We start from the raw sequence: 17,386 nt of genomic DNA, 5'->3' as shown, positions 1-17,386 counted from the left end.
CGCGAGGCCACCATGCGTCGACCCGACCTGGCGATCCTGCTGCTCACCCTGCTCCTGCTGATGCCGGGGATCACCCGGGCCGAGTGGATGCCGGCCCGGCCCTTCGAGGCCAGCTATCGACTCGAGATCCGCGGTTGGCCGGATGCCATGATCGCCCACCGCCTGAGCCGGGAAAGCGGACACTGGCAGAGCCGGATGCAGGCCGCCATTGCCGTGGCAAGAGGCAGCGAGCGCAGCCGTTTCATCATCTCGCCGGAAGGGGTCCGCTCGGTGAACTATGCCAGTGGCTACTCGTTGCTGGGTATCGGTGGCGACTACCGCCTCGGTAGTGACGAGCTGGCCGAGCGGCCGGACCGGCAGGCGGCCCTCTTCGAGCTTTCGCGGCGCGCGCTGAATGGCGATTGCCAGCCGCCGAGCCGTTGTCGGCTGACCTATCTGGACCACCGCGGCCGCCGGGAACAGCTCGACTACCGGATCCTCGACCGCGAGCCGCTCGAGGTGCCCGCCGGGGAGTTCGAGGCCGTCAGGGTGGAGGCCATCGATCCCGACGCTCCGGGGCGCCGACTGCTGTTCAGCTTCCATCCCGAGGTGCCCGGCCTGCTGCTGGCAGTGGAGTACCACCGTGACGGCCAGCGCAAGAGCCGACTGTCACTGACCGAGCTTGCCCTGCGCGACTGACATTCGGCCCGCTGATCCCCCATTCGGGAAAAGCCATTCCCCGGCACCCCGGGATTCACTAGAGTAGGGGGCTTTTGGCCGCCGTCGGCGGAGAAGGGAGTCTCTATGCTGTCCGGTCTGCTGATCGTGCTGATGCCGCTGATACTGGGCTACCTGGTGCCGGTTTCCCATGCCGGCCTGATGAGCCTGATCAATCGCGGCGTCAACGCCTCGGTCTATGTCATCCTGCTGCTGATGGGGGTCAGCCTGGCCGGCCTCGACGACCTGGCCCGCGAGCTGTCGCGCATGGGCGGCCAGGCCCTGCTGCTGGTCGGTGTCATCGGCATCTTCAACCTGGCCGGCCTGTGGTGGCTGTCGAACCGGCTCGGCCTGCGTGCCGATCCCTCCCGGACCGTGCCCGGCGCGCCCACCAGCAAGCTCGCTGCCATGGCCGGCTCGCTGTCGCTGGTCGCGGTGGTGGTGCTGGGCGTACTGCTCGGCCTGGGGGCCGGGCAGTACGCCGGCGAGGCCCTGTACACGCAGGCCGAGACCCTCGCCGAATGGGTGCTCCATGTCCTGCTGGCGCTGATCGGCTGCCAGCTGCGCAACTCCGGCATGCCGTTACGCCAGATCCTGCTCAACCGCCATGGCCTGGCCATCGCGACGGTACTCGCCCTGACCTCCCTCGCCGGCGGCCTGCTGGTCGCCCCCCTGCTGGGAATGGCCTGGAACCAGGGGCTGGCCATGGCCGCCGGCTTCGGCTGGTATTCACTTTCGGCCATCCTGATCGGCGACCAGCTCGGCCCCTTGCTCGGCGGGGTCGCCTTCTTCCATGATCTGACACGCGAACTGCTCGCCTTCGTGCTGATCCCGCTGGTGATCCGCCGCCATGCGGCCCTGGCCATCGGCTATGGCGGCGCGACCTCCATGGACTTCACCCTGCCGGTCATACAGCAGCACGGCGGGGTGGCCTGCGTGCCCATCGCCGTGGTCAGCGGCTTCATCCTCTCGCTGCTCTCGCCGCCGTTGATCCTGTTCTTTCTCTCCCTGTGACCGGCCGTGCCCGACCGTCCACCGCCGGTGGCCTCCGCGCTTCACCCACGAACCGTAGCTCGTAGCTCGTAGCTCGTAGCTCGTAGCTCGTAGCTCGTAGCTCGTAGCTCGTAGCTCGTTAGCCAAAAGTCTAGGTTGTACTCCGCCCCACGAAACGGCTAACTGAGCGCATTGAACTTAATCGTTTAAGTTCACAGAATCACCGACTCCACCGACACTCCCAGCTCACAACAACAAGCCGACGAGGATTCCACCATGCTCAAGACGCCACTCATCACCGCCATCGCCCTGGGTTCCGCGGCCCTGACCGGCACCGGCCACGCCCAGGCGGCGGACCTGACCATCTCCTGCGGCGCCGTCGGCGCCGAACTGACCCTCTGCGAGGAGGGCGTGCGCGCCTGGGAGGAGCAGACCGGCCACGAGGTCGATATCGTCTCCACCCCCAACTCCTCCACCGAGCGCCTGTCGCTCTACCAGCAGATCCTCTCCGCCAACTCCAGCGACATCGACGTGATGCAGATCGACGTGGTGTGGCCGGGCCTGCTGGCCAACCACCTGCTCGACCTGCGCGAGGCGCTGGGTGACGAGGCCGGCGAGGGGCACTTCCCCGCCATCGTCGAGAACAACACCGTCGATGGCCGCCTGGTGGCGATGCCCTGGTTCACCGACGCCGGGGTGCTCTACTACCGCAAGGACCTGCTCGAGGAATACGGCCATGAGCCGCCCCGGACCTGGGAGGCGCTCACCGAGATCGCCCGCGAGATCCAGGCCGCCGAGCGCGAGGCCGGCAACGAGCGCATGCACGGTTTCGTCTTCCAGGGCCGCGCCTACGAGGGCCTGACCGTCAACGCCCTGGAGTGGGTGGCCAGCCACGGCGGCGGCGCCCTGGTGGAGCCCGACGGCGAGATCAGCATCAACAACCCCCGCGCCGCGGCAGCGCTTGACCTGGCGGCCAGCTGGGTCGGCGACATCGCCCCCGACGGGGTCCTCAACTACACCGAGGAGGAGGCCCGCGGGGTCTTCCAGGGCGGCAATGCCGTGTTCATGCGCAACTGGCCCTATGCCTGGTCCCTGGCCCAGAGCGAGGGCAGCGAGGTGCGCGACAGGGTGGGCGTGACCCAGCTGCCGGCGGGGGGCGAGGGCCAAGGCGCCGCGCCTTCGGGCGGCGAGAGCCAGAGCGCCGCGGCTTCGGGCGGCGAGAACAGAAGCGCCGCGGGCCTCGGCGGCTGGAACCTGGCGGTCTCCCGCTACAGCGAGAACCCCGAGCTGGCCGTCGACCTAGTGGCCTTCCTGACCGGCCAGGACGAGCAGAAGCGCCGCGCCATCGCCGGTGCCTACAATCCGACCCTCGAGGCCCTCTACCAGGACGAGGCGGTGCTCGAGGCAGTGCCCTTCTTCGGTGAGCTCTACGACACCTTCGTCAACGCCGTGGCCCGGCCCTCGGCGATCACCGGCGACGCCTACGGCCGGGTCAGCAACGCCTTCTTCAGCGCCACCCATGACGTGCTCTCCGGCAGCCGCAGCGGCGAGCAGGCCGTGGCCGACCTCGAGCGCGACCTGTCTCGCGTCAAGCGCCGCAACTGGTAACCCGGGAGCCTTCCCATGACCTCTACCGTCAACGACAGCGCGCCCGCCGCGGCGCGCCCCGTCTCCGGCCAGTACCGCAGCACCAAGGTACGCCGCCAGCGGGTGCGCGCCGCCTGGACCTTCCTGGCGCCGATGCTCGTCGCCCTGACCCTGGTAGCCGGCTGGCCGCTGATCCGCACCTTCTACTTCAGCTTCACCGATGCCTCGCTGTCGGACCTCGGCAACGTCTTCTTCATCGGCCTGGAGAACTACCTGGTCTACGACGACGGCCGCTGGTACGGCGTGCTCGCCGATCCCATCTGGTGGCGGTCGGTATGGAACACCTTCTACTTCGCCATCGTCTCGGTGTCGCTGGAGGTGGTGTTCGGGGTGGTCGTCGCGCTGATCCTCAACGCCGAGTTCAAGGGCCGTACCCTGGTGCGCGCCGCGGTGCTGATCCCCTGGGCGATCCCCACCATCGTCTCGGCGCAGATGTGGGCCTGGATGCTCAACGACCAGTTCGGGATCATCAACGAGATCCTGATGGCGCTGGGCATCATCGGCAGCCCCATCGCCTGGACCGCCGACGCCAGCTACTCCATGTGGGCGGTGATCATGGTCGACGTCTGGAAGACCACCCCCTTCGTCGCCCTGCTGGCGCTGGCCGCCATGCAGATGCTGCCCAAGGACTGCTACGAGGCCGCCGAGGTGGACGGCATCCACCCGGTCACGGTGTTCTTCAAGGTCACCCTGCCGCTGATCACCCCGGCGCTGATGGTGGCGGTGATCTTCCGTCTGCTCGATGCCCTGCGGGTGTTCGACGTCATCTATGTGCTCACCTCCAACTCCACCAGCACCATGTCGATGTCGATCTACGCCCGCCAGCAACTGGTGGAATTCCAGGACGTGGGCTACGGCAGCGCCGCCTCGACCCTGCTGTTCCTGATCATCGCCCTGGCCACCATCGCCTATCTCTACCTGGGCCGTAAGCGCCTCAACCTGGGAGGTGACGCATGACCTCGCGCCAGTTCAACAAGCTCGCCACCCGCCTCGGTTTCTGGGCCCTGGTGGCCTTCGTGATGGTCGTCGCGGTGTTCCCCTTCTATTACGCCGTGATCACCTCCTTCAAGCCCTCCAGCGACCTCTTCCGGGTCGAGCTGTGGCCCAGCACCTGGAGCCTGGCCAACTATGTCCAGGTGTTCACCCAGCGCAGCTTCATCCAGGCGATCTTCAACTCCATCCTGATCGCCACCAGCGTGGTGTTCATCGCCCTGCTGCTGGGTATCACCGCCTCCTACGCCCTGGGCCGGGTACGCTTCCGCGGCCGTTCCACGGTGCTGCTGGTGATCCTGGGCGTGTCGATGTTTCCCCAGGTGGCGGTGCTCTCCGGCCTCTTCGAGGTGATCCGCGCGCTGAACCTCTACAACAACCCGGGCGGCCTGATACTGAGCTACACCATCTTCACCCTGCCCTTCACCGTCTGGGTGCTGACCACCTTCATGCGTCAGTTGCCCATGGAGCTGGAAGAGGCGGCGATCATGGACGGCGCCACCCCCTGGGTGACCATCACCAAGGTGTTCCTGCCGCTGATGTGGCCGGCCATGGCGACCACCGGGCTGCTGGCCTTCATCGCCGCCTGGAACGAGTTCCTGTTCGCCCTGACCTTCACCCTCACCGACAGCCAGCGCACCGTGCCGGTGGCCATCGCCCTGCTCTCCGGCGGCAGCGCCTACGAGCTGCCCTGGGGGCCGATCATGGCCGCCTCGGTGATCGTCACCGTGCCCCTGGTGGTGCTGGTGATCATCTTCCAGCGGCGCATCGTCTCCGGCCTCACCGCCGGCGCCGTGAAGGGATAACCGCTCATGTCATTCATGGAACCCAAGATGCAGGACAACACCCTCTGGTGGCGCGGCGGCGTCATCTACCAGATCTACCCGCGCAGCTTCATGGACGCCAACGGCGACGGCATCGGCGACCTCAAGGGCATCACCGACAAGCTCGACCATGTGGCGAGCCTCGGCGTCGACGGCATCTGGCTGTCGCCCTTCTTCACCTCGCCGATGCTCGACTTCGGCTACGATGTCAGCGACTACCGCGACGTGGACCCGATGTTCGGCACCCTCGACGACTTCAAGGCGCTGCTGGCCCGGGCCCATGCGCTGGGCCTCAAGGTGATGATCGACCAGGTGATCAGCCACACCTCGGATCAGCACCCCTGGTTCCAGGAGAGCCGGCAGGACCACACCAATGCCAAGGCCGACTGGTACGTCTGGGCCGATCCCAGGCCCGACGGCACCCCGCCCAACAACTGGCTGTCGATCTTCGGCGGCGCCGCCTGGACCTTCGACTCGCGCCGGCGCCAGTACTACCTGCACAACTTCCTGACCAGCCAGCCGGACCTCAACTTCCACCATCCTGAGGTGCGCCAGGCGCAGCTGGACAACATGCGCTTCTGGCTGGAGCTGGGCGTCGACGGCTTCCGCCTGGATACCGTCAACTTCTACTTCCATGACCAGGCGCTTCGCGACAACCCGCCGGTGCCCTCCGGCGAGGCCAAGACCCTGGGCGCCCCGGACGCCAACCCCTACACCTGGCAGCGCCACGCCCATGACCTGAGCCGCCCGGAGAACCTCGACTTCCTCAAGGAGCTGCGCGCCCTGATGGACGAGTTCCCCGGCACCACCACGGTGGGCGAGATCGGCGACGACAACCCCCTCGAGCGCATGGCCGAGTACACCGCGGGCGGCGACAAGCTGCACATGGCCTATACCTTCGACCTGCTCAACGCCCCTCGTTCGGCGGCCTATATCCGCGAGGTGATCGAGCGCTTCCAGCGCCTGGCCGGCGACGCCTGGCCCTGCTGGGCGCTCTCCAACCACGACGTGGTACGCAGCGCCACCCGCTGGGGCGCGGACGAGGACCCGGTCGCCTATCCCAAGGTGGCCCTCGCCCTGCTCTTCTCGCTGCGCGGCAGTGTCTGCCTCTATCAGGGCGAGGAGCTGGGCCTGCCCGAGGCGGACGTGCCCTTCGAGCGCATCCAGGACCCCTACGGCAAGGTGCTGTGGCCGGAGTTCAAGGGCCGCGACGGCTGTCGCACACCCATGCCCTGGGAGCCCACCGGGAACGGCGGCTTCACCGCCGCGGGCGTCGAGCCCTGGCTGCCGGTGGAGGCGCGCCAGCTGCCGCTGGCCGTGGCCCGACAGCAGGACGATGCGGACTCGGTGCTCAACGCCACCCGCCGCCTGCTGGCCTTCCGCGCCACCCATCCGGCGCTGGTCGACGGCGACCTGCGACTGGTCGAGGTGGGCGACGAGCTGCTCGGTTTCGTCCGCGAGACGGGCGAGGAGAGGCTCCTCTGCGTCTTCAACCTCACCGGTCAGGCCCGGGAGACTCGCCTGCCGATGGCGGCCAGCGAGACACTCGAGGGGCACGGCTTTACTCATGAGCGCGATGGCGACGTCCTGCGCCTGCCACCCTACCAGGCCGCCTGGTTCGCCCTTTGAGCCACACTCATAACAGCTACTCATAACAACCAGGCCAGCCCGCGGCGAGCCTCTTCATCACCGGGCCGGCAAGGAGACACCCCATGGCAAGCGTCACCCTCGACAAGGTCAACAAGGTCTTCGGCAGCACCCATATCATCAAGGACGTCGACCTGGATATCGGCGCCGGCGAGTTCGTGGTCTTCGTCGGCCCCTCCGGCTGCGGCAAGTCGACCCTGCTGCGGCTGATCGCCGGGCTGGAGTCGATCAGCGACGGCGAGCTCTCCATCGGCGACACCGTGGTCAACGAGCTGCCGCCCCGGGAGCGCGGCGTGGGCATGGTCTTCCAGTCCTACGCCCTCTATCCGCACATGACGGTCTACGAGAACATGGCCTTCGGCCTCAAGCTGGCCAAGACCGCCAAGGAGACGGTCCACGAGCGGGTCATGGCCACGGCGCGCATCCTGCAGCTCGAGGAACTGCTCGACCGCAAGCCCAAGGCACTCTCCGGCGGCCAGCGCCAGCGGGTGGCCATGGGCCGCGCCATGGCTCGGGAGCCGCGCATCCTGCTCTTCGACGAGCCGCTCTCCAACCTGGATGCCTCGCTCCGCGTGCAGATGCGCAACGAGATCGCCCGCCTGCACCAGCGCCTCGAATCGACCATGATCTACGTCACCCATGACCAGGTGGAGGCCATGACCCTGGCCGACAAGATCGTGGTGCTCAACGCCGGCCGGGTCGAGCAGGTGGGCACGCCCCATGAGCTCTACCAGCGTCCGGCCACCCGCTTCGTGGCCGGCTTCATCGGCTCACCCACCATGAACTTCCTGCCGGCCTCCCTGGTGACCGGCGACAAGCGCGGCTGCCGGGTGCGCGCCGCCGGGATCGGCGAGCTGGTCCTGCCCCAGGACACCGCCCGGCACACCGCCGGCGAGTCGCTGACCCTGGGCGTGCGCCCCGAGCACCTGCGCCTGGCCGAGGCCAGCGGCGACAACGCCTTCGAGATCGTCAACGTCGAGTACCTGGGCAACGAGGTCTACGTCTACCTGGAGCCCAGGGACGGCGACACCCTGCTGATCCACCGCAGCGAGGCGCCGAGCCCCTGGCAGGTCGGCCAGCGGGTGGCACTCACGCCCGACCCCGAGCACGTCCACCTGTTCGACGGTCAGGACCGGGCACTGGGCGTCGCCCCGGCCCGGGCCGTGGCCTGACCCCGGGATCTTGCCTGGCCCCGTCGCGATGACGCTGCCTCCCCCGGGACCCTGCCGCCAATGACTACAACGAGAGGATGTCGCCTCATGAACTCCCGCCCCCCTATCCCCTTCGCTCGACCTGTCCTGCTGGCCTCCCTGCTGGCCGGCGGCCTGGGCCTTGCCGGCACCCAGGCCCAGGCCGCCAGGCTCACCATCGCCTGCGGTGACGGCGGCGCCGCCGACTTCTGCCCGGTGCTCGCCGAACAGTGGGCCGAGGAGACCGGCCACGAGGTGGCCGTGGTCACCACGCCCCAGTCCGGCACCGAGACGCTCTCCCTCTACCAGCAGCTGCTCGGCAGCCAGTCCGGCGACATCGACGTGCTGATGATCGATACCGTCTGGCCCGGCCTGCTCGCCCCGCACCTGGTGGACCTCGCCGAACACCTGTCCGAGGACGCCACCGCGGGCTTCTTCCCGGCGATGATCGACAACAACACCGTGGACGGCCGCCTGCTGGCGCTGCCCTGGTTCACCGATGCCGGCCTGCTCTACTACCGTCGCGACCTGCTGGAGCAGTATGGCCATGCGGTGCCCGAGACCTGGGAGCAACTGACCGGGATCGCTCGGGAGATCCAGAATGCCGAGCGGGCGGCGGGCAACGAGCGCATGCACGGCTTCGTCTTCCAGGGCCGCGCCTACGAGGGCCTGACCACCAACGCCCTGGAGTGGATCGCCAGCTACGGCGGCGGCACCCTCGTCGATGACGAGGGCAACGTCACCGTGAACAATCCCCGGGCCGCCGAGGCGCTGACCCTGGCCGCCACCTGGATCGGCGACATCGCGCCGCGGGGCGTGCGCAACTACATGGAGGAGGAGGCTCGAGGGGTCTTCCAGTCCGGCAATGCCGTATTCATGCGCAACTGGCCCTATGTCTGGGCCCTGGGCCAGGCCGACGGTACCGCCATCCAGGGCAGGTTCGGTGCCGCCCCGCTGCCGCGCGGGCCCGAGGGCGAGTCGGTGGCTACCCTGGGCGGCTGGAGCTGGGCGGTATCGCGCTACTCCGAGAACCCGGACGTGGCCGCCGACCTGGTGGCCTACCTCACCGGCGAGGCCCAGCAGAAGGCCCACGCCATCCGCTTCGGCATGAACCCCACCCGCGAGGCGCTCTACCAGGACGCGGAGGTGCTCGAGGCCCAGCCGTTCATCGGCGAGCTCTACGACACCCTGGTGGGCGGCGTGCCGCGCCCGGCCAGTATCACCGGCGAGTCCTACCCGCGGGTCTCCAACGCCTTCTTCAATCGCGTCCACGACATGCTCTCCGGCGACCTCACCGCCGAGCAGGGCCTGGAGCAGCTGGAGCGCGAGCTCAGCCGCATGAGCCGCCGCGGCTGGTAGGCCCCCACCGTCCTCTCCCTTATCCCAACGTAGCGGAAGGGCCAGCCGGCCCTTCCGCAGGCAGGAGACTTCGATGACGCTTTCGCAGCAACACCGCGAGGCAGACACTGACTGGTGGCGCGGCGCCACCCTCTACCAGATCTATCCGCGCAGCTTCATGGACGCCAATGGCGACGGCATCGGCGATCTTCCGGGCATCACCGCACGGCTCGACCATGTGGCAAGCCTGAATGTCGATGCCATCTGGCTGTCGCCCTTCTTCTCCTCGCCGATGAAGGACTTCGGCTACGACGTCGCCGACTATTGCGATGTCGATCCCATGTTCGGCACCCTGGACGACTTCCGCGCCCTGGTCGACCGCGCCCATGAGCTCGGGCTGCGGGTGATCATCGACCAGGTGCTGTCGCACAGCTCCGATGCGCACTCCTGGTTCCAGGAGAGCCGCCGGGATCGCACCAACGCCCGCGCCGACTGGTACGTCTGGGCCGATCCCCGACCCGACGGCACCGCCCCCAACAACTGGATGGCGGCCTTCAGCGGCCGCGCCTGGACCTTCGATGCCCGGCGCCGCCAGTACTACCTGCACAACTTCCTGCCCAGCCAGCCGGACCTCAACTTCCATAATCCCGAGGTGCAGCAGGCCCAGCTCGACAACCTGCGCTTCTGGCTGGAGCTCGGCGTCGACGGTTTCCGCTTCGACGTGGTCAACTACTACTTCCACGACCCGGCACTGACCGACAACCCGCCGATGCCCCGCGAGCGGATCCACCCCGGCCATCCCCAGAGCTACCAGTTCCAGCGCCACAATATCGAGCAGCCCGAGAACCTCGCCTATCTGGAGCGCATCCGCGCCCTCCTCGACGAGTACCCGGGGGCCACCACCGTGGGCGAAATCGCCGGCAACGACCAGTTGCCGACCATGGCCGCCTATACCCAGGGCGACAAACGCCTGCATATGGCCTACACCTTCGACCTGCTGGACAGCACCGGCGACACCGACGAACTGTATGGCGTCCTGGCCCGCTTCCATGAGCTGGGTAAGGACACCTGGCCCTGCTGGGCACTCTCCAACCACGATGTCGTGCGCAGCGCCACCAGTTGGGGCGAGGCACGCGCCCTGCTGGCGCTGACCGTGCTCTGCTCGCTGCGCGGCAGCCTGTGCCTCTACCAGGGCGAGGAGCTGGGCCTGCCCGAGGCCGAGCTGGCCTATGAGGACCTGCAGGACCCCTTCGGCATCAACCTCTGGCCGGAGGTCAAGGGCCGCGACGGCTGTCGCACGCCGATGGTCTGGACGGAGGCGCCGAGCGGCGGCTTCTGCCCCGAGGGCGTCGCCCCCTGGCTGCCGGTTGATTCCCGGCATCGTCCCCTGGCCGTGGCCTGTCAGGAGGCCGATGCCGACAGCCTGCTGAATCGGGTCCGTCGGCTGCTGCAGCTGCGCGGCGAAAGCGAACTGCTGCGCCGGGGTGAGCAGACCCTCATCGATCCCGCCTCCCTGCCCGACGATGTCTTCGCCGTGCTGCGTCATGACGGCGATCAGCGCCTGCTGTGCCTGGCCCATCTCGGCCGGCAGGGGGCGGCGCGGCTGCGGCTCGACGCCCTGGTGCCTGGCGCCAACGGCTGGTCGAGCATCGCCCTGCCCGGCATGGCCGTGCCACAGCGGGAGGGACACGAGCTCGGCCTCGCCCCCGGCCAGGCCACCTGGCTGACCATCACCTGAGCCACCCGCGGTCGGCGGCGCCCCGGCGCCGTCCGGCCACACTGGCAGTCCAGGGCCCGACGCGCTATGCTAGGCTGCTAACTAAATCGTTACAGCTCAATGGAGCCGCATTCCGTGCCCCCCTCCCGCCGCATCACCTTGAAGGACCTGGCCCGCGAGCTCGGCGTCTCCACGGCGACCGTCTCCAACGCCTTCAATCGACCCGACCAGCTGTCGCCGGCCCTGCGCGAGCGTATCCTCGGCGAGGCCAAGCACCTCGGCTACCGGGGGCCCGACGCCAAGGCGCGCAGCCTGCGCACCGGACGCTCGAGGATCATCGCGGTGATCCTCGCCGAGAGCCTCACCTACAGCCTCAACGACGCCGTGGCCAGCGAGCTGCTCTCCGGGGTCGCCGAGGTGCTCGATGCCCAGGGCCATACCCTGCTGCTGCTCTCCGCCCGGCAGATGCAGAGCGAACTGCCCGGCGCCGCCAGCATGGCGGATGGCTATATCGTCTACGGCCTGATGCCCAGCGAGAGCCTGCTGGAGACCCTGCCGACGCAGCCCCCCCTGGTCGCAGTCGACTTCGACGTGGAGGGGCGCCCCTCGATCCATGTGGACGACGAGCCCGCCTGCTACACCGTCGCCCGCCACGCGCTGAGTCGAACCACGCGCCGTCCGGCCATCATCAATCTGCGCCTCACCGCAGAGCCCTGCAACGGCCGCATCACCAGGACCCACACCCTGCTGGGGGCCGAGCAGACCATCACGCGCTCGCGCCTGACCGGCTTCCATCAGGCCCTGGCAGAGCACGGCATCGACCCGGCCGGCGTGCCGATGTGGAATATCGAGGAGAACACCTTCGAGGTGTGTGCCCCGGTGATCGAGGCGATCCTCGACCTGCCCGATACCGAGCGACCCGACCTGCTGCTGTGCATGTCCGACCGCATCGCCCTCACCGCCCTCACCCTGGCCGAGCAGCGCGGCCTGCGCGTTCCCGAGGACCTGCGCCTGACCGGCTTCGACGGTATCGCCGAGGGCCAGTACCGCGCGCCGCGCCTTACCACGGTTCGCCAGGACAGTACCGAGAAGGGGCGCATCGCCGCCCGCATCATCCTCGGCCTCGCCCCCGCCGAGTCGACCCTGCTGCAGACCCAGCTGGTGGTCGGCGACACTGCCCCCTGAGGCCGGCAGGCCCCGGGCTTGCCGACGCTTGCACCCTGGTTGCACAGTGCATGACCAATGACTGCATCGCCCTCTGCCATGCTGTGATCTCCGTTATTCCGTCTCGAGTCGCCCATGAGCCCCCGCTTCCCCCGTCCCGCCGTGTCCCGCCTGGGCATCAAGCTGTTCGTGATCATCCTGGTGGTCAATGTGGCCATCTCGGCACTGGTGTTCCTGGCGGTGGCCCGCAGCCTCGACCGTGGCTTCCTCGAGTACCTGGACACCACCCAGGCCAACCGCGCCGAGACCCTGGCCGAGGGGCTCGGCGAGGAGTGGGCACGCCGCGGCGACTGGCAGTGGCTGCGCGACTCCCCCGACGCCTGGCAGCGCCTGGTGCGCCGCCAGTTGTGGCCGGGAGAGGGCCCGCCACCCCACGGCATCGAACGCCGCCTGGGGAATGCCCACGACTTCGTGCTCCATGACACCGGCGGTCTGCCGGTGATCGGGCTGCCGCCAGCCCCGCCCGACGAGGACACCCCGCCCCCCGAGCTGCGCTGGCTGCCCATCGAGTACGAGGGGGAGCGCGTCGGCACCCTCGGGTACCGCCCCCCCGAGCAGTTGATGGCACGCATGGACCGCATCTTCCTGGCCCGCCAGCAGCGCAACCTGGCCATCATCGTCGGCTCCCTGGGCGTCGCCTCGTTGCTGCTGGCCGGCGGCCTCTCCTGGTGGCTGGGGCGACGTACCCGGGGCATGGCCCTGGCCACCCGCCGCCTCACCGAGGGCGACTACAGCATCCGCCTGCCCGAGCAGGGCAGGGACGAGCTCTCGCGGCTGGCCCGCGACTTCAACGTCCTGGCCGGCACCCTGGAGGCGAGCCGTGCGGCACGCTCCCGCTGGGTCTCCGACATCGCCCATGAGCTGCGCACCCCGCTCGCCGTGCTGCGTGGCGAGATCGAGGCCATGCAGGACGGCATCCGCCCCCTGGACCAGGACAACCTCCACTCCCTCTTCCAGGAGGTCGGCCAGCTCGAGCGCCTGGTGGCCGACCTGCGCCTGCTCTCCCAGAGCGATGCCGGCGCCCTGGAGGTCCAGCTCGCCCCGCTGGACCTGGCCGAGAGCCTGGCCGGACGGCTGCAGGAGGCCCAGGGCTGGCTGACCGACAGCGACATCACCCTGGAGACCCGGATCACCGGCAATGCCTGGATACGCGGCGACGTCCAGCGTCTGCGCCAGCTGTGGAACAACCTGCTCGACAACACCTGCGCCTACACCCACGCCCCCGGGCGACTGCGCGTCAGCGTGCAGTCGCTTCAGGACCGGGTTCGGGTGACCTGGGAGGACAGCGCACCCGGCGTGGACGCCCCCGACCTGCCACGGTTGACCGAAAGGCTCTATCGGGTCGAGGGCTCGCGCAACCGGGCCAGCGGCGGCAGCGGGCTGGGGCTCTCCATCGCCACCGCCCTGGTCAAGGCCCATGGCGGTCGGATGGCGGCCTCGTCCTCGTCGCTCGGTGGGTTATGCTGGACACTGGAGTTTCCGGCACTCGAGGACCCAGGCATCAGGGAGAGACATGCATGAACCACCGCGACAGCCCCTCGGACACCATCCTGATCATCGAGGATGAACCCAAGATCGCCCGGCTGGTGGCCGACTACCTGGAGGGCAACGGCTTCACCACCCACCACCTCGACCATGGCGACGCGGTGCTGCCCTGGCTCGAGCAGGCCGGCGAGCCCCCCGACCTGGTGCTGCTCGACCTGATGCTGCCGGGTACCGATGGCCTGACCCTGTGCCGCGAGATCCGCCAGCGCTGGCCGAGACTCGCGGTGATCATGCTCACCGCCCGGGTCGAGGAGGTGGACCGCCTGCTGGGCCTCGAGCTCGGCGCCGATGACTACATCTGCAAGCCCTTCAGCCCCCGGGAGGTGGTCGCCAGGGTCAAGGCGGTGCTGCGACGCAGTCGGGCGGCTCGGGACCCTGCCACACCGGGCGGCAGTGACCTGGTGCTGGACGACGACGGCTGGCGGGCCCTGGCCGACGGCCGGGACCTGGGACTGACCGCGGTGGAGTTCCAGCTGCTGCGGGTGATGATGCACGCCCCGGGGCGGATCTTCTCCCGCGACCAGCTGATGGATCACATGTACCGCGATCACCGTATCGTCTCCGAACGCACCGTGGACAGCCACGTCAAGAAGCTGCGCAAGAAGATCGGCGAGGTGTGGCCCGAGCGGGAGATCATCCGCTCGGTCTATGGCGTGGGCTACAAGTACCAGCCCGAGGAGTGACCGAGCATACGGTGCACCACCTTTGCACCGTCGGTGCATACCGCTTGCACCCGGCGCGGCGAGACTGCCAACGTCAACCCGAGGCCAGAGGAGTGCCCTCATGAACGTTTCATTCTCTCGCAAGCTGCTGGCTCCCGCCCTGCTCGCCGTCGCGATCGCGCCCCTGGCGCTGTCGGCCATCGCCGGCCCCCACCACCGGGACGCAGCACAGCGCCAGCAGTGGCAGGAAGCGCGTGTCGAGCAGCGCCAGGCGCTCTTCGAGCGCGCCGGCCTCGACCAGGCTACCCGTGAGGCCCTGGACGAGGCGCACGGCGAGCACCGCGAGGCGATGCGCGAGCTGCACGAGCGACATCGCGAGCGGCTGGCCGAGATCCTCGACGACGACCAGCGCGCCGCGCTGGAGGCGGCACGCCGAGACATCCGCGAGGAGCGTCGCAGCGAGCGGCGCGAGCGGATGCAGGAGCGCCTGGAGGCCCTCGTGGACGAGTGGGGCCTGTCCGAGGAGGAGCGCGAGGCCCTGCGCGAGACCCGCGAGGCGATCTACGCGGACATGGCCGAACTGCGCGACCGTGACTTCGACTCCCGCGAGGCGCGCCGCGAGGCCCTGCGCGAGATGCGTGACGAACACCGCGCCGCGCTGGCCGAACTGCTGAGCGACGAGCAGCTCGAGGAGCTACAGTCGACCATCCGACGCAGCGGCTACCGGCCCCATGGCAAGTCCCATGGGCACCATGGCGGTCGCGACGCCAGAGGCGACGACCGGCGGGGCTGACCACACCGGAATCGAGAGGACCCCGCCGCCGGCCCTGGAAGGCCGGCGACAGGGTCCCGAGTTCCTCCCCCGCGGCCCGGCGCATCACGCCGGGCCCTGTCACATGCGGCGATCAGCCGTAGAGCACACCCGGCAGCCAGAAGACGATGCCCGGCACCATGTAGAGGATGAACATGGCCACGAACACCATCAACAGGAAGGGCGCGATGCCGATGAAGATGTCGCCCAGCTGTATTCCCTTGGGCGCGATGCCCTTGAGGTAGAAGGCCGACATCGCCATGGGCGGCGTCAGGAAGGAGGTCTGGATATTCAGCGCCACCAGCACGCCGAAGAACAGCGGATCGATGCCGAACATGTGCAGCAGAGGCAGGAAGATCGGCACGAAGATGATGATGATCTCGGTCCACTCCAGCGGCCAGCCCAGCAGGAAGATCATCAACTGGGCCAGCAGCAGGAACTGCAGCGGCGTCAGCGACAGCCCACTGATCCAGTGCTCGATCAACGAGTGGCCGTCGAGCAGGGAGAACACCGAGGAGAAGATCCAGGAGCCGACGAACAGCCAGCAGACCATGGCGCTGGTGCGCGCGGTGAGGAACACCGCCTCGCGCAGCCGGGCGAAGGTCAGCTGCCGATAGGCGGCCGCCAGGATGATCGCGCCCAGGGCCCCGATGCCCGCCGCCTCGTGGGGGGTGGCCAGGCCGAACAGGATCGCCCCCAGCACCGACATGATCAGGACGAAGAGCGGCACGAAGGAAGTCAGCAGGCCCCAGTAGACCTCCCCCAGCGGCACGTCGAGCTTTTCGGCGGAGAGCTTCGGCGCCACCTTGGGGTTGATCAGCGCCCGGCCCATCACGTAGGCGATGTAGAGCCCCGCCAGCAGCAACCCCGGAATCAGCGCCGCCGCGTAGAGCCGTACCACCGAGACCCCTGCCATGGCGCCATAGAGGATCAGCATGATGCTCGGCGGGATCAGGATGCCGAGACAGCCCCCGGCACAGATCACCCCACTCGACATCCGCTTGTCGTAGCCGGCGTTGAGCATGGCCGGCAGCGCCAGCAGGCCCATCAGGGTCACCACCGCACCGACGATGCCGGTGGCCGTGGCAAACAGCGCGCAGGTGATCAGGCTGGCCACCGCCAGGGAGGCAGGCATGCCGCGGGCCGCCAGCTGCAGGCTGGAGAACAGCCGGTCGAGGATGTTGGCCCGTTCCACCATGTAGCCCATGAAGAGGAACAGCGGCACGGCGATCAGCACGTCGTTGGACATGACGCCGTAGGCACGCTGCACCAGCAGCGGGAAGATGATGTCGCCGATGGCGAAATAGCCGAAGCCGATGCCCATGGCGATCAGCGTGAAGGCGATGGGGAAGCCGAGCATGATCAGGATGACGAGCATCCCCAGCATCAGGATGCCGATTTCCGGTTCACTCATTGACGCGTCTCCCCTGAATCCTGCTGGGCGGCCTTGACCTCGGCCTCCTTGTTGACCGGAATGGCGATTTCCTCGACATCACCCAGCCGCTGCGGCCACTTGCCGTGCTTCAGGCAGAGCACGCAGCGAGACACCTCGGCCATGCCCTGGACGGCCAGGAGGGCGGCACACGCCGGGATGACGAACTTGTAGGGCCAGATCGGCGGCCCGCCTGGCGTGAACGAGCTGTGCTCGTTCTGACGGAAGGAGATGGCGAAGAAGTCCCAGCCACTCCATACCAGGGCGAGGATGCCGGGGTAGAAGAACAGCAGGTAGAGCGCCAGCTCCAGCCCCGCCTGCCAGCGCGCGGAGAAGTAGCGGGATACCACGTCGGCCCGCACATGGGCGTTGTGGGCCAGGGCATAGGCACCGCTCATCATGAACAGGGTGCCGTAGAGCATGTAGCTGGTATCGTAGGCCCAGGTGGTGGGTGCCCCCACGACATAGCGCATGAAGACCTCGTAGCTCACCACGAAGGTCAGGATCAGGATCGCCCAGGCGAACACCTTGCCCACCCAGGTACTGACATGATCGATGAAAAAGATGAAACGCATGAGAGCCTCTCACCAGCGACAGCCTCCCGTCCGGGGAGGCTGTCGCGACACATACCGGTTGCCTTCCTGGCGCCGGGGCAGCTTTTCTTGACCGC

The 17,386-nt window shown here is 68.4% G+C and carries 15 protein-coding genes; 13 read left to right on the top strand and 2 right to left on the bottom strand.

What is annotated here, in order from left to right; genetic code table 11:
* Positions 1-12: 12 nt before the first annotated feature.
* From ACOMD9_RS16340 to ACOMD9_RS16280, 13 genes are all read left to right on the top strand, one after another.
* Complete coding sequence (locus ACOMD9_RS16340) at positions 13-678, top strand: hypothetical protein (protein WP_421417006.1); 666 nt, start codon at positions 13-15, stop codon at positions 676-678.
* 105 nt (positions 679-783) lie between these two features.
* Positions 784-1,710: a LysO family transporter gene (locus tag ACOMD9_RS16335; protein ID WP_421417004.1), complete on the top strand. Its 927-nt coding sequence runs from the start codon at positions 784-786 to the stop codon at positions 1,708-1,710.
* 255 nt (positions 1,711-1,965) lie between these two features.
* Entirely contained in the window at positions 1,966-3,297 is a 1,332-nt protein-coding gene (locus ACOMD9_RS16330) for an ABC transporter substrate-binding protein (protein ID WP_421417002.1), read from the top strand.
* Positions 3,298-3,312: 15 nt separating this feature from the next.
* Positions 3,313-4,293: a carbohydrate ABC transporter permease gene (locus ACOMD9_RS16325; protein ID WP_421416999.1), complete on the top strand. Its 981-nt coding sequence runs from the start codon at positions 3,313-3,315 to the stop codon at positions 4,291-4,293.
* Positions 4,290-5,132, top strand: a complete 843-nt coding sequence (locus tag ACOMD9_RS16320; RefSeq protein ID WP_421416998.1) for a carbohydrate ABC transporter permease — start codon at positions 4,290-4,292, stop codon at positions 5,130-5,132. Before ACOMD9_RS16325 ends, ACOMD9_RS16320 begins: the two co-directional genes overlap by 4 nt.
* A gap of 27 nt (positions 5,133-5,159) precedes the next feature.
* On the top strand, positions 5,160-6,779 hold the full coding sequence (locus tag ACOMD9_RS16315) for an alpha-glucosidase family protein (RefSeq protein WP_421417073.1): 1,620 nt from the start codon (positions 5,160-5,162) through the stop codon (positions 6,777-6,779).
* A gap of 83 nt (positions 6,780-6,862) precedes the next feature.
* Positions 6,863-7,969, top strand: a complete 1,107-nt coding sequence (locus ACOMD9_RS16310; protein WP_421416997.1) for an ABC transporter ATP-binding protein — start codon at positions 6,863-6,865, stop codon at positions 7,967-7,969.
* Positions 7,970-8,056: 87 nt separating this feature from the next.
* On the top strand, positions 8,057-9,346 hold the full coding sequence (locus tag ACOMD9_RS16305) for an ABC transporter substrate-binding protein (RefSeq protein ID WP_421416996.1): 1,290 nt from the start codon (positions 8,057-8,059) through the stop codon (positions 9,344-9,346).
* Positions 9,347-9,419: 73 nt separating this feature from the next.
* The gene (locus ACOMD9_RS16300) at positions 9,420-11,063 is read left to right on the top strand and encodes an alpha-amylase family glycosyl hydrolase (RefSeq protein WP_421416994.1); all 1,644 of its coding nucleotides are present in this window, start codon (positions 9,420-9,422) and stop codon (positions 11,061-11,063) included.
* A gap of 114 nt (positions 11,064-11,177) precedes the next feature.
* A complete protein-coding gene (locus tag ACOMD9_RS16295; RefSeq protein WP_421416993.1) occupies positions 11,178-12,227 on the top strand; it encodes a LacI family DNA-binding transcriptional regulator in 1,050 nt (349 codons plus the stop codon).
* A gap of 114 nt (positions 12,228-12,341) precedes the next feature.
* The gene (locus tag ACOMD9_RS16290) at positions 12,342-13,787 is read left to right on the top strand and encodes an ATP-binding protein (RefSeq protein ID WP_421416991.1); all 1,446 of its coding nucleotides are present in this window, start codon (positions 12,342-12,344) and stop codon (positions 13,785-13,787) included.
* Positions 13,784-14,494: a response regulator gene (locus ACOMD9_RS16285; protein ID WP_421416990.1), complete on the top strand. Its 711-nt coding sequence runs from the start codon at positions 13,784-13,786 to the stop codon at positions 14,492-14,494. Before ACOMD9_RS16290 ends, ACOMD9_RS16285 begins: the two co-directional genes overlap by 4 nt.
* Before the next feature lie 100 nt (positions 14,495-14,594).
* On the top strand, positions 14,595-15,266 hold the full coding sequence (locus ACOMD9_RS16280) for a hypothetical protein (protein ID WP_421416989.1): 672 nt from the start codon (positions 14,595-14,597) through the stop codon (positions 15,264-15,266).
* Positions 15,267-15,378: 112 nt separating this feature from the next.
* Here the strand turns inward: ACOMD9_RS16280 and ACOMD9_RS16275 are convergent, their stop codons facing one another.
* Both ACOMD9_RS16275 and ACOMD9_RS16270 read right to left on the bottom strand, forming a co-directional pair.
* Positions 15,379-16,698: a TRAP transporter large permease gene (locus tag ACOMD9_RS16275; protein ID WP_421416987.1), complete on the bottom strand. Its 1,320-nt coding sequence runs from the start codon at positions 16,696-16,698 to the stop codon at positions 15,379-15,381.
* Positions 16,695-17,291: a TRAP transporter small permease subunit gene (locus tag ACOMD9_RS16270; RefSeq protein WP_421416985.1), complete on the bottom strand. Its 597-nt coding sequence runs from the start codon at positions 17,289-17,291 to the stop codon at positions 16,695-16,697. Before ACOMD9_RS16270 ends, ACOMD9_RS16275 begins: the two co-directional genes overlap by 4 nt.
* Positions 17,292-17,386: the final 95 nt, after the last annotated feature.

The sequence above is a fragment of the Halomonas terrestris genome, assembly GCF_049166755.1.
Taxonomy (GTDB): Bacteria; Pseudomonadota; Gammaproteobacteria; order Pseudomonadales; family Halomonadaceae; genus Halomonas.
Note: the sequence above shows the minus strand (reverse complement) of the source record. Positions and strands in the feature narration are given on the sequence as shown.

What these genes read in the sequence shown, in the direction of transcription:
- ACOMD9_RS16315 (WP_421417073.1), top strand. Translation starts at nt 5,160, where the DNA reads ATGCAGGACAACACCCTCTGGTGGCGCGGCGGCGTCATCTACCAGATC.
- ACOMD9_RS16285 (WP_421416990.1), top strand. Translation starts at nt 13,784, where the DNA reads ATGAACCACCGCGACAGCCCCTCGGACACCATCCTGATCATCGAGGAT.
- ACOMD9_RS16275 (WP_421416987.1), bottom strand. Translation starts at nt 16,698, where the DNA reads ATGAGTGAACCGGAAATCGGCATCCTGATGCTGGGGATGCTCGTCATC.
- ACOMD9_RS16305 (WP_421416996.1), top strand. Translation starts at nt 8,057, where the DNA reads ATGAACTCCCGCCCCCCTATCCCCTTCGCTCGACCTGTCCTGCTGGCC.
- ACOMD9_RS16270 (WP_421416985.1), bottom strand. Translation starts at nt 17,291, where the DNA reads ATGCGTTTCATCTTTTTCATCGATCATGTCAGTACCTGGGTGGGCAAG.
- ACOMD9_RS16290 (WP_421416991.1), top strand. Translation starts at nt 12,342, where the DNA reads ATGAGCCCCCGCTTCCCCCGTCCCGCCGTGTCCCGCCTGGGCATCAAG.
- ACOMD9_RS16330 (WP_421417002.1), top strand. Translation starts at nt 1,966, where the DNA reads ATGCTCAAGACGCCACTCATCACCGCCATCGCCCTGGGTTCCGCGGCC.
- ACOMD9_RS16325 (WP_421416999.1), top strand. Translation starts at nt 3,313, where the DNA reads ATGACCTCTACCGTCAACGACAGCGCGCCCGCCGCGGCGCGCCCCGTC.
- ACOMD9_RS16340 (WP_421417006.1), top strand. Translation starts at nt 13, where the DNA reads ATGCGTCGACCCGACCTGGCGATCCTGCTGCTCACCCTGCTCCTGCTG.
- ACOMD9_RS16320 (WP_421416998.1), top strand. Translation starts at nt 4,290, where the DNA reads ATGACCTCGCGCCAGTTCAACAAGCTCGCCACCCGCCTCGGTTTCTGG.
- ACOMD9_RS16310 (WP_421416997.1), top strand. Translation starts at nt 6,863, where the DNA reads ATGGCAAGCGTCACCCTCGACAAGGTCAACAAGGTCTTCGGCAGCACC.
- ACOMD9_RS16280 (WP_421416989.1), top strand. Translation starts at nt 14,595, where the DNA reads ATGAACGTTTCATTCTCTCGCAAGCTGCTGGCTCCCGCCCTGCTCGCC.
- ACOMD9_RS16300 (WP_421416994.1), top strand. Translation starts at nt 9,420, where the DNA reads ATGACGCTTTCGCAGCAACACCGCGAGGCAGACACTGACTGGTGGCGC.
- ACOMD9_RS16335 (WP_421417004.1), top strand. Translation starts at nt 784, where the DNA reads ATGCTGTCCGGTCTGCTGATCGTGCTGATGCCGCTGATACTGGGCTAC.